This is a genomic window from Streptomyces hiroshimensis, from assembly GCF_014650335.1.
GTDB lineage: Bacteria > Actinomycetota > Actinomycetes > Streptomycetales > Streptomycetaceae > Streptomyces > Streptomyces hiroshimensis.
This window is the reverse complement of sequence record NZ_BMUT01000010.1, coordinates 263,483-275,237: the sequence shown is the minus strand read 5'-3', so window position 1 is coordinate 275,237 and position 11,755 is coordinate 263,483. Positions and strand designations below refer to the sequence as shown.

Genomic DNA, 11,755 nt, shown 5'->3' with positions numbered 1-11,755 from the left:
GCCCGTCCTGCGGGCTTGCGGTCCGTAAGCCACGGACCGGCCCGCCCCCGATTACGGACACCGCACCCCGCTCGTCACACCAGGGCGGCGTCCTCTCCGCATTCTCGCCGCCCGCGCGGCGCCGCGTCACCGCCTGTGGACAATCAGTGCTGCGGGTCGATCTCGCGCAGCAGACCCGTCGTCACATCGAAGATGAAACCCCGGACGTCGTCGGTGTGGGGCAGGAACGGCGAGGTCCGTACGCGCTGCATGGACTGCCGGACATCCTGCTCCAGGTCCTTGAAGGCCTCCACCGCCCACGCCGGGCGCTGCCCGACCTCCGCCTCGATCTCGTGGCGGAAGTCCTCGGTCAGGGTCAGCAGACCGCAGCCGGTGTGGTGGATGAGGACGACGGAGCGGGTGCCGAGCGCGCGCTGGCTGATGGTCAGCGAGCGGATGATGTCGTCGGTGACGACGCCGCCCGCGTTGCGGATGGTGTGGCAGTCGCCGAGCTCCAGGCCCAGGGCCGCGTGCAGGTCGAGCCTGGCGTCCATACAGGCGACGACGGCGACCTTGAGGACGGGGCGGGCGTCCATGCCCGGGTCGGAGAAGTGCGAGGCGTACTCGGCGTTGGCCTGAACGAGACGGTCCGTGACCGTCGGCTGTCGGGCGTTGTCGGAGCTCTGGGGCGCCGGCTGGGACGCGGATATCGACATATGAACGACGGTAGTCGGCGCAGCGCCCCGAGGCCCGTTACGCCGGCCACAAAACCCCGCTCACAGGGCCCTCTGTGAGGTAAGCCACAAGGGTGGCGGCCCTGCGGCCGTCCGGGTGAACGGCACATTTCCCGCCATGTGCACCTGTGGGCACCCCCCGCGCCGCGCCCGTCCCGGGACGCGCTGGCCGGTTGGTTGACCGGGGGGACGAGTGGACTAAAGTGGCGCGAAGTGGGAGGCCTGACGCTCCCCCTGGACACCGAAAACCCGCACGTGCGCGACGCGGACGTACCCCTCGGCCTCCTCCCGCTCCCCGGTCGCCCGGCGCCCCTTCCCCGGTGCCGGGCAGGCTGCTTCCCCTTGGAGCGGGCGGGGACCCGGGGATACGGACGCCTGCGCGCGCCCCGGGCACCCCTAACTCAGAAGGGCGCATGAGCAGCAACGCGCGACACGTCCCCGTCATGCTCCAGCGCTGCCTGGACATGCTCGCTCCCGCTCTCACCGAGCCCGGTGCCGTCGTCGTCGACTGCACCCTGGGCGCCGGCGGGCACAGCGAGGCGCTGCTCAAGTCCTTCCCCGAGGCCCGGCTCGTCGCCCTCGACCGGGACCCCACCGCCCTGGAGCTCGCCGGCGACCGCCTCAAGCCGTACGGGGAGCGCGCCACGCTGGTGCGCGCCGTCTACCACGAGCTGCCCGAGGTGCTGGAGCGGCTCGGCATCCCCAAGGTCCAGGGCGTGTTGTTCGACCTCGGCGTCTCCTCCATGCAGCTGGACGAGGCCGACCGTGGCTTCGCCTACGCGCAGGACGCCCCGCTGGACATGCGCATGGACCAGACGGCGGGCATCAGCGCGGCCGAGGTCCTCAACACGTACGCCCCCGGCGACCTGGTGCGCATCCTGCGCGCCTACGGCGAGGAGAAGCAGGCCCGCAGGATCGTCGAGGCGATCGTCCGCGAGCGCGCCAAGGAGCCGTTCAGCAACAGCGCCCGGCTCGTGGACGTCATCCGCGAGGCCCTGCCGCAGGCCGCCAAGCGGCACGGCGGCAACCCCGCCAAGCGCACCTTCCAGGCCCTGCGCATCGAGGTCAACGCCGAGCTGGCCAGCGTCGAGGCGGCCATCCCCGCCGCCGTCGCCGCGCTCGCCGTCGGCGGCCGCATCGCCGTGCTGTCCTACCAGTCCCTGGAGGACCGCATCGTCAAGCAGGTCTTCGCCGCCGGCGCCACCAGCACCGCGCCGCCCGGCCTGCCCGTCGTCCCCGAGCGCTACCAGCCCCGCCTGAAGCTGCTCACCCGCGGCGCCGAACTGCCCACCGAGGAAGAGGTCGCCGAGAACCGCCGGGCCGCCCCCGCGCGGCTGCGCGGCGCCGAACGCATCCGCGAGGACATCCGGTGACCCCGGCCGCCCGCCGGGGCACCCGGCTGGGCCGCCTGGTGGGTCCCGTCGGGGCCAAGCGCACCCCCTTCGTCCTCCTCGTGGTGGTGCTGCTCGGCTCCGGCCTGATCTCGCTCCTCCTGCTGAACTCCGCCCTCAACCAGGGCTCCTTCGAACTCTCCCGCCTCCAGCGCAAGACCACCGAGCTCACCGACGAGCAGCAGGCCCTCCAGCAGGAGGTCGACCAGCTCGCCGCCCCCGACGCCCTGGAGCGCCGCGCCCGCGACCTCGGCATGATCCCCGGCGGCAACCCCGCCTTCCTCAGCCCCGACGGCACCGTCCGCGGCTCGCCGTCCCCGGCCGGGGACGCCCCCGCGGCCGACCCCGTGGCGTACCGCGCGCCCGCACCGGCCGTCCCCGCGCCGCCGCCGGCCCCCGTGCCGGCCCTGATGCCCGCCCCCACCGCAGTGCCGACCACCCCGACCACCGGCAGGTGACGCTGTGCCGCAGAACCCCGGGGGCCGGCCCCCCAGGCAGTCCGGGCCGGCCCGCCGCCGCGTCCCCGAGCCCGCCCGCCCCCAGGCCCGCCCCCGCCCGGCGCGCCTGAAGGCCGCCGGGGAGCGGCCCCTGAAGCTCGGCAGCCCCCGGCCGCGGCTGCGCCTGGTCGGCCTCGGGCTCACGCTCGTCCTGCTCGTCTTCACCGTCCGGCTGCTGCAGGTGCAGGCCTTCGACGCGAGCGCCTACGCGGCCCGCGCCAACGTCAACCGGTACATCCCGGTCACCCTGGCCGCCGAGCGCGGCACCGTCACCGACCGCTCCGGCATCGACCTCGCCACCACCGTCGACGCCTACGACATCACCGCCGCGCCCGACCTGCTGACCCCCGAGCGGATCAAGGCCGAGGGCGCCGCCCGCCAGGCCGCCGCCCTGCTCGCGCCCGTCCTCGGCGAGCGCCCCTCGGTGCTGGAGCAGAGGCTCACCGCCAACCCCAAGTCGAAGTACGTCGTCCTCGCCCGCCGGCAGACCCCCAAGGTCTGGAACCGGATCAAGGAGCTGAAGAAGGCGTCCGCGGCCAGGGCGCAGCGCAAGGAGGGCGCCGACGTCCTCGCCGGGGTCAACAGAGAACCGCACAGCAAGCGCGTCTACCCCAACGGCGGCCTCGCGGCCGGGATACTGGGCTTCGTGAACGCGGAGGGCCGCGGGGGCGGCGGTATCGAGGCCCAGTACGACCGTGTGCTCGCGGGCCAGGACGGCAAGCTCGTCTACGCCCAGTCCGGCGGCCGCCAGGTGCCCACCGGCGACGTCAAGGAGCAGCCCGCCGTGCCCGGCTCGGACATCGAGCTGACCATCGACCGGGACATCCAGTGGGCCGCCCAGAGCGCCATCACCCGTCAGGTGCAGGAGTCCGGGGCCGACCGCGGCTACGTCGTCGTCCAGGACAACCGCACCGGCGAGATCCTGGCCATGGCCAACGCCCCCGGCTACGACCCCAACGACCTCGCCCACGCCGACAGCGCCGCCCTCGGCAACGCCGCCCTGCAGGACGCCTACGAGCCCGGCAGCGTCAGCAAGGTGATGACCATGGCCGCCGTTCTGGAGGAGGGCGCCGCCACGCCCGACACGCACGTCGAGGTGCCCAACCGGCTGCCGCGCGCCGACCGCTCCTTCGCCGACGACATGGACCACCCGACCTGGCACCTGACGCTCAACGGCGTGCTCGCCAAGTCCAGCAACATCGGCACCATCCTCGCCGCCGAGCAGCTCGGCAAGGACCAGGGCCGGGCCAACCAGGTCCTCTACTCCTACCTGCGCAAGTTCGGCATCGGCGAGCCCACCGGCCTGGGCTTCCCGGGCGAGACGCCCGGCATCCTCGCCCAGCCGGCCAAGTGGCAGGGCTCCCGGCAGTACACCATCCCGTTCGGCCAGGGCCTGTCCCTCAACGCCGTCCAGGCCGCCTCCGTCTACTCCACGATCGCCAACGGCGGCGAGCGCATCCGGCCCACGCTCGTGCGCGGCACCAAGGGGCCGGACGGCCGCTTCACGCCCGCGCCCGTCCCCGAGCGCACCCGGGTGGTCAGCGACCGCACCGCCCGGGAGCTCGCCACGATGCTGGAGTCCGTCGTCGACGACCGCGAGGGCACCGGCAACAAGGCCAAGATCCCCGGCTACCGCGTCGCGGGGAAGACCGGCACCTCCAACCGGGTGGACCCGCGCACCGGCCGCTACCACGGCTACACCGCCTCCTTCGCCGGCTTCGCCCCCGCCGACCAGCCGCGCGTCACCGTCTACTGCGCCATCCAGAACCCCACCAAGGGCAATTACTTCGGCGGCCAGATCTGCGGACCCGTCTACAAGCAGGTGATGGAGTTCGCCCTGAAGACCCTGCAGGTACCCCCCTCCGGCACCCAGCCGCCCCGGCTGCCGGTGAGCTACGACGACCAGTGAGCCCGGGGCCGGCCGTGACGACCATCACTCCCGATCCGGGGAACCGCGGCCCGGGGCGCCCCTCGCTTCGCGACGGAGCGGGTGCGCCCGGTACGCTCACCGCCGTGCCACACGCTGATCAGTCCCACACCAGCCCCCAGGGCGCCCCCGCCGTTCCCGCGGGTGCGCCCCGTCCCACCCATGTCCGCCCCGCGCCCCTGGCGGAGCTGGCCGGTCAGCTGGGCATCCCCGCGCCACAGGGCCCCGGGGCCGCCGTCACCGGCATCACCCACGACTCCCGGGCCGTGCGGCAGGGCGACGTCTACGCGGCCCTGCCCGGCGCCCGCTTCCACGGCGCCGACTTCGCCGCCCAGGCCGCCGGTCTCGGCGCCGTCGCCGTGCTGACCGACCCCGCGGGCGCCGAGCGCGCCGCCGCCACCGGGCTGCCCGTGCTCACCGTGGCCGACCCGCGCGCCGTCATGGGCGAGCTGGCCGCCACGATCTACGGCCGGCCGGGGCAGGAGCTGCTGCAGATCGGCATCACGGGCACCTCCGGCAAGACCACCACGGCCTACCTCATCGAGGGCGGGCTGCGGGCGGCCGGGGCGATGACGGGCCTGATCGGCACCGTCGAGTCCCGGATCGGCGACGAGCGGATCAAGTCCGAGCGCACCACCCCCGAGGCCACCGACCTGCAGGCGCTCTTCGCCGTCATGCGCGAGCGCGGCGTCCGCTCGGTGGCCATGGAGGTCTCCAGCCACGCCCTGCGCCTGGGGCGCGTCGACGGCTGCGTCTTCGACGTCGCGGTCTTCAACAACCTCAGCCCGGAGCACATGGAGTTCCACTCCGGCATGGAGGACTACTTCCAGGCCAAGGCGGAGCTCTTCACCAAGGCCCGCAGCCGCGCCGGCGTCGTCAACCTCGACGACGAGTACGGCCGCAGGCTCGCCTCCGGCGAGTCCGAGGTGCCGGTGACCACCTTCTCCGCCGAGGGCCACCCCGACGCCGACTGGCGCGCGGACGGCGTCGAGATCGGCCCGTTCGACTCCGTCTTCACGATCCTCGGCCCGCAGGGCGAGCGCGTGCGGGCCAAGGCGCCCCTCGCCGGCCCGTTCAACGTCGCCAACGCCCTCGCGGCCGTCGTCGCCCTCGTCGCGGCCGGGATCGACCCGCAGACCGCCGCCGACGGCGTCGCCGCCGTGCCCGGCGTGCCCGGCCGCCTGGAGCGCGTCGACGCCGGCCAGCCCTACCTGGCCGTGGTCGACTACGCGCACAAGACGGACGCCGTCGAATCGGTTCTCCGCGCGCTGCGCAAGGTCTGCGAGGGCCGGATCCACGCCGTCCTCGGCTGCGGCGGCGACCGCGACACCACCAAGCGCGCCCCCATGGGCGCAGCCCTCGCCCGGCTCGCCGACACCGCCGTGCTGACCTCCGACAACCCCCGCTCCGAGGACCCGCTCGCGATCCTCGCCGCCATGCTCCAGGGCGCCGCCGAGGTGCCCGTCCACGAGCGCGGCACCGTCCTGCTGCTGGAGGACCGGGCCGACGCGATCGCCGCCGCGGTCGCCCGGGCCGAGGCCAAGGACGTCGTCCTCGTCCTCGGCAAGGGCCACGAGCAGGGCCAGGACATCAACGGCGTCGTCCGCTCCTTCGACGACCGACAGGTGCTGCGCGAGGCGATCGAAGCCGCGCGACTGCGCTCGTTGCCCACGCACCGGAACGACCAGGGATGACAGACCGCCATGCGCGCACAACCCTCCCCCCGGAAGCTCTCCCGAACGGCCGGAGGTAAATCTCAGTGATCGCTCTGTCCCTCGCCGAGATCGCCGCCATCACCGGCGGGCAGCAGCACGACATACCGGACCCCGGCCGCATGGCCGAAGGCCCGGTCGTGCGCGACTCCCGTGACGTGCGGCCCGGCAGCCTCTTCGCCGCCATCGCCGGCGAGCGCGTCGACGGCCACGACTACGCCGAGCGCGCCGTCGCCGACGGCGCCGTGGCCGTCCTGGCCACCCGCCCCGTCGGCGTCCCCGCCATCGTCGTCCCGGACGTCGTGGCCGCCCTCGGCGCCCTCGCCCGCGCCGTCGTGGACAAGCTCGGCACCGACGTGGTGGCCCTGACCGGCTCCGCCGGCAAGACCAGCACCAAGGACCTGATCGCCCAGCTGCTGCAGCGGCTCGGCCCCACCGTGTGGACCCCCGGCTCGCTCAACAACGAGCTCGGGCTGCCGCTGACGGCCCTGTCCGCCGGCCCCGAGACCCGCACCCTCGTGCTGGAGATGGGCGCCCGCGGCATCGGCCACATCCGCTACCTCACCGAGCTGACCCCGCCGCGCATCGGCGTCGTCCTCAACGTCGGCACCGCCCACGTCGGCGAGTTCGGCGGCCGCGAGCAGATCGCCGTGGCCAAGGGCGAGCTCGTCGAGGCGCTGCCCCCGGCGGACGCCGGCGGCGTCGCGGTGCTCAACGCCGACGACCCGCTGGTGCGCGCCATGAGCGCCCGTACCAAGGCCCGCGTCGTCCTGTTCGGCGAGTCCCCCGACGCCCACGTGCGCGCCGAGGACGTCCGCCTGACCGCCGCCGGACAGCCCTCCTTCACGCTTCACACACCCACCGGGTGCGCCGCCGTGACCATGCGGCTGTACGGTGAGCACCACGTGTCGAACGCGCTCGCCGCCGCCGCCGTCGCCCATGAGCTGGGCATGCCCGTGACAGAGATCGCCACCGCGCTCTCCGAGGCGGGCCAGCTCTCCCGCTGGCGGATGGAGGTCACCGAGCGCGCGGACGGCGTGACGATCGTCAACGACGCCTACAACGCCAACCCCGAGTCCATGCGAGCCGCGCTGCGCGCGCTGGCCGCCATGGGCACCGCCGCCACGGCGAAGGGGGCCCGCACGTGGGCGGTGCTCGGTCAGATGGCCGAGCTCGGTGAGGAGTCACTCGCCGAGCACGACGCGGTCGGACGGCTCGCCGTCCGGCTCAACGTCAGCAAGCTCGTGGCAGTCGGGGGCAGGGAAGCGGCCTGGCTGCAGATGGGCGCCTATAACGAGGGTTCGTGGGGTGAGGAGTCGGTGCACGTGTCCGACGCGCAGGCGGCGGTCGACCTGTTGCGCAGCGAGTTGCGCCCGGGTGACGTCGTGCTGGTGAAGGCGTCCAGGTCGGTGGGGCTGGAGCGGGTGGCCGAGCAGCTGCTCGCCGTCGACGGTGAGGTCGCCGGCTGATGAACCAGATCCTCTTCGCGGGTGTCATCGGTCTCTTCCTGACCCTCATCGGCACCCCGCTGCTGATCAAGTTCCTCGCCCGCAAGGGCTACGGCCAGTTCATCCGCGACGACGGCCCGCGCGGCCACGCCGGGAAGAAGGGCACGCCCACCATGGGTGGCATCGCCTTCATCCTGGCCACGCTGATCGCCTACGCGCTGACGAAGGTCATCACCAGCCACGAGCCGACCTTCTCGGGTCTGCTGGTGCTGTTCCTGACGGCGGGCATGGGCCTCGTCGGCTTCCTCGACGACTACATCAAGATCGTCAAGCAGCGGAGCCTGGGCCTGCGGGCCAAGGCGAAGATGGCCGGCCAGCTGATCGTCGGCATCGCCTTCGCCGTCCTGGCCCTGCAGTTCGCGGACACCCGCGGGCAGACCCCGGCCTCCACCCGGCTCTCCTTCACCCAGGACTTCGGCTGGTCCGTCGGCCCGGTCATCTTCGTGGTGTGGGCGCTGTTCATGATCCTCGCGATGTCGAACGGCGTGAACCTCACCGACGGCCTCGACGGCCTGGCCACCGGCGCCTCCGTGATGGTCTTCGGCGCCTACGTCTTCATCGGCACCTGGCAGCACGGCCAGTCCTGCGGCAACCCGCTGACCGCCGGCTCCGGCTGTTACGAGGTACGCGATCCGCTCGACCTCGCCGTCGTCGCCTCGGCCCTGATGGGCTCCTGCTTCGGCTTCCTGTGGTGGAACACCTCGCCCGCCAAGATCTTCATGGGCGACACCGGCTCGCTGGCCCTCGGCGGCGCCCTCGCGGGCCTTGCGATCTGCTCGCGCACCGAGCTGCTGCTCGCCCTCCTCGGCGGCCTCTTCGTGCTGATCACCCTGTCGGTGGTCATCCAGGTCGGCTCGTTCCGCATGACCGGTAAGCGGGTCTTCCGGATGGCCCCGCTCCAGCACCACTTCGAACTCAAGGGGTGGAGCGAAGTCCTCGTGGTGGTCCGCTTCTGGATCATCCAGGGCCTGTGCGTGGCCATCGGCCTCGGAATCTTCTACGCGGGATGGCTGGCCATCAAGTGACGCTCTCCTCCGCCTCCGCCGCCTGGAGCGGCAAGCACATCACCGTCGCCGGCCTCGGCGTGAGCGGCATCAGCGCCGCCCGCGCCCTGGCCGGCCTCGGCGCCCGGGTGACCGTCGTCGACGGCGGCGACAGCCCGGTGCTGCGCGAGCGCGCCGCGGCCCTGGGGGCGGACGGGATCACCGTTCGCCTCGGCGACGCGGACACCCTGCCCGAGGGCACGGAGCTCGTCGTCACCTCCCCCGGCTGGAAGCCGTCGAGCCCGCTGTTCGCGGCCGCCGCCGAGGCGGGCGTGGAGGTCGTGGGCGACGTGGAGATCGCCTGGCGCCTGCGCGGCGAGAGCGGCCGCAAGCCCGCCGCCTGGCTCGCGGTCACCGGCACCAACGGCAAGACCACCACGGTCCAGATGCTCGCCTCGATCCTCGCGGCCGCAGGCCTGCGCACGCGGGCCGTCGGCAACATCGGCACCCCGATCGTCGACGTGGTGCTGGGCGAGGAGGAGTACGACGTCCTCGCCGTCGAGCTCTCCAGCTACCAGCTGCACTGGGCGCCCTCCGTGCGCGCCCACTCCGCGGCCGTCCTGAACCTCGCCCCCGACCACCTCGACTGGCACGGTTCCATGCGGGCGTACGCCGCCGACAAGGGCCGGATCTACGAGGGCAACCAGGTCGCCTGCGTCTACAACGCCGCCGACCCCGCCACCGAGCACCTGGTCCGCCAGGCCGACGTCGAGGAGGGCTGCCGCGCGATCGGCTTCACCCTCGGCGCCCCCGGCCCGTCCATGCTCGGCGTCGTCGAGGGCATCCTCGTGGACCGCGCCTTCGTGGCGGACCGGCAGACGACCGCCCAGGAGCTCGCCGAGGTCGCCGACGTGAAGCCCGCGGCCCCGCACAACGTCGCCAACGCCCTCGCCGCCGCGGCCCTCGCCCGCGCCTTCGGCGTGGAGCCCGCGGCCGTCCGGGAGGGCCTGCGCGCCTTCCGCCCGGACGCCCACCGCATCGCCCACGTCGCGGACGTCGCCGGGGTCGCGTACGTGGACGACTCCAAGGCCACGAACACCCACGCCGCCGAGGCGTCCCTCGCGGCCTACGAGTCGATCGTGTGGATCGCCGGCGGCCTCGCCAAGGGCGCCACCTTCGACAGCCTCGTCACCAAGGCCGCCAAGCGGCTGCGCGGCGTCGTCCTCATCGGGGCCGACCGCGCGCTGATCGCCGAAGCGCTGGCGCGACACGCCCCGGATGTCCCGGTGGTCGACCTCGACCGGACCGACACTGGGGCGATGGCCGAGGCCGTGCGGGAAGCCGCACGGCTCGCCGGGCCGGGGGACACCGTGCTCATGGCCCCGGCCTGCGCCTCGATGGACATGTTCACCGACTACAACAAGCGCGGCGAGGCCTTCGCCGAGGCGGTCCGGGACCTGGCCGGCCAGGAGCCCGGCGACGCCACGGACGCGTAGCCGTACGGTCCCTGCGGCGGGCCGAGGCCCGGAACCCTCCCGGATGCGGGAGGGTCTCCGGGGCGGGCCCCGGCGGCGTGCGACCGGGCGCCGCCGCACACCAGCGAAGGGGACACCCGGATGCACGCGGACGACATCCTGAGGCCGTCCGGCCCATGGACGGCCCTGCGCGGCCCCGTCGCGCGCTCCGGACCCGCCCGGACGGCCCGTCCGCGCCCGGCAGCGGGCCGTGGGGGCGGTGCGGGCCGCGGCGGGCCCGGCGGCCCCAGAGGGCCCCGTGGCACCCTGCTGGGCGGCCTCAGGCAGCTCCACAGGCGTGCCAAGCGCGCCTGGGACCGTCCCCTGACCGCGTACTACCTGGTCATGGGCGGCTCCCTGCTGATCACCGTGCTCGGCCTGGTCATGGTCTACTCGGCCTCCCAGATCAAGGCCCTGCAGAACGGCCTGCCGCCCACCTTCTTCTTCCGCAAGCAGCTGCTGGCCGCCGCCATCGGCACCGTCATGCTGCTCCTGGCCGCGCGCATGCCCGTGCGCCTGCTGCGCGTCTTCGCCTACCCCGCGCTCGCCGGCTCGCTCTTCCTGCTCTGCCTGGTGCAGGTGCCGGGGATCGGCGAGACCATCAACGGCAACACCAACTGGATCTCCCTCGGCGGCCCCTTCCAGCTCCAGCCGAGCGAGTTCGCCAAGCTCGCGCTGGTGCTGTGGGGCGCCGACCTGCTGGCCCGCAAACAGTCCAAGAAGCTGCTCACCCAGTGGAAGCACCTGCTGGTGCCGCTGGTACCCGTCACCTTCGTGCTGCTCGGCCTGATCATGCTGGGCGGCGACATGGGGACCACCGTGGTGCTCACCACGGTGCTGCTCGGGCTGCTGTGGGTGGCCGGGGCGCCGACGCGGCTGTTCGCGGGGGTCTTCGGCGTCACGGCCGTGCTGGCCGTACTGTTCATCAAGACCAGCGCCAACCGGATGTCCCGGCTGGCCTGCATCGGGGCCACCGACCCCGGCGACCACGACCAGTGCTGGCAGGCCGTGCACGGAATCTACGCGCTGGCCAACGGCGGCTGGTTCGGTGCCGGGCTCGGAGCGAGTGTGGAGAAATGGGGCGAACTCCCCGAACCCCATACCGACTTCATCTTCGCCATCACCGGCGAGGAGCTGGGTCTGGCGGGGACGCTGTCGGTGCTCGCCCTCTTCGCGGCTCTAGGCTATGCGGGTATCCGCGTGGCCGGACGCACGGAGGACCCCTTCGTGAGGTACGCCGCGGGAGGTGTGACCACCTGGATCACGGCCCAGGCCGTGGTCAACATCGGTGCGGTGCTCGGCCTGCTGCCGATCGCCGGTGTCCCCCTGCCGCTGTTCTCCTACGGAGGGTCCGCCCTGCTGCCGACCATGTTCGCCATCGGGCTGCTGATCGCCTTCGCGCGCGACGAACCCGGTGCGCGGGCGGCGCTGGCCATGCGGCAGCCTGGGGTGAGATGGAAGACGATGAGACGGCGCGTCAAGAAGCGACCGTCCGGAGAGCGGTGAATTT

9 protein-coding genes are annotated in these 11,755 nt (G+C 73.3%); 8 read left to right on the top strand and 1 reads right to left on the bottom strand.

Going from position 1 to position 11,755, the window contains the following annotated elements:
• Positions 1 to 143: 143 nt before the first annotated feature.
• On the bottom strand, positions 144 to 695 hold the full coding sequence (locus tag IE241_RS23225; protein WP_190023732.1) for a beta-class carbonic anhydrase: 552 nt from the start codon (positions 693 to 695) through the stop codon (positions 144 to 146).
• A 431-nt stretch (positions 696 to 1,126) separates the two neighbouring features.
• On the opposite strand from IE241_RS23225, the gene rsmH reads away from it, so the two are divergent.
• The 8 genes from rsmH to ftsW all read left to right on the top strand — a co-directional run bounded on the left by rsmH (position 1,127) and on the right by ftsW (position 11,751).
• Positions 1,127 to 2,086, top strand: coding sequence for a 16S rRNA (cytosine(1402)-N(4))-methyltransferase RsmH (gene rsmH, locus IE241_RS23220; protein ID WP_190023731.1), 960 nt, complete (start codon positions 1,127 to 1,129; stop codon positions 2,084 to 2,086).
• Complete coding sequence (ftsL, locus tag IE241_RS23215) at positions 2,083 to 2,562, top strand: cell division protein FtsL (protein WP_190023730.1); 480 nt, start codon at positions 2,083 to 2,085, stop codon at positions 2,560 to 2,562. The genes rsmH and ftsL overlap by 4 nt, the downstream gene beginning before the upstream one ends.
• Before the next feature lie 4 nt (positions 2,563 to 2,566).
• Positions 2,567 to 4,510 (top strand): peptidoglycan D,D-transpeptidase FtsI family protein, encoded by a 1,944-nt coding sequence (locus tag IE241_RS23210; protein WP_190023729.1) that lies wholly within the window; start codon positions 2,567 to 2,569, stop codon positions 4,508 to 4,510.
• Positions 4,511 to 4,524: 14 nt separating this feature from the next.
• Positions 4,525 to 6,222: a UDP-N-acetylmuramoyl-L-alanyl-D-glutamate--2,6-diaminopimelate ligase gene (locus IE241_RS23205; RefSeq protein WP_190023728.1), complete on the top strand. Its 1,698-nt coding sequence runs from the start codon at positions 4,525 to 4,527 to the stop codon at positions 6,220 to 6,222.
• A 65-nt stretch (positions 6,223 to 6,287) separates the two neighbouring features.
• Complete coding sequence (locus IE241_RS23200; protein ID WP_190023727.1) at positions 6,288 to 7,709, top strand: UDP-N-acetylmuramoyl-tripeptide--D-alanyl-D-alanine ligase; 1,422 nt, start codon at positions 6,288 to 6,290, stop codon at positions 7,707 to 7,709.
• Positions 7,709 to 8,773: a phospho-N-acetylmuramoyl-pentapeptide-transferase gene (mraY, locus tag IE241_RS23195; RefSeq protein WP_190023726.1), complete on the top strand. Its 1,065-nt coding sequence runs from the start codon at positions 7,709 to 7,711 to the stop codon at positions 8,771 to 8,773. Before IE241_RS23200 ends, mraY begins: the two co-directional genes overlap by 1 nt.
• Positions 8,755 to 10,227 (top strand): UDP-N-acetylmuramoyl-L-alanine--D-glutamate ligase, encoded by a 1,473-nt coding sequence (gene murD / locus IE241_RS23190; protein WP_190023725.1) that lies wholly within the window; start codon positions 8,755 to 8,757, stop codon positions 10,225 to 10,227. The genes mraY and murD overlap by 19 nt, the downstream gene beginning before the upstream one ends.
• Positions 10,228 to 10,347: 120 nt before the next feature.
• Positions 10,348 to 11,751 carry a putative lipid II flippase FtsW gene (ftsW, locus tag IE241_RS23185; RefSeq protein WP_190023724.1) on the top strand — a complete coding sequence of 468 codons (1,404 nt, stop codon included), beginning with the start codon at positions 10,348 to 10,350 and terminating at the stop codon, positions 11,749 to 11,751.
• Positions 11,752 to 11,755: the final 4 nt, after the last annotated feature.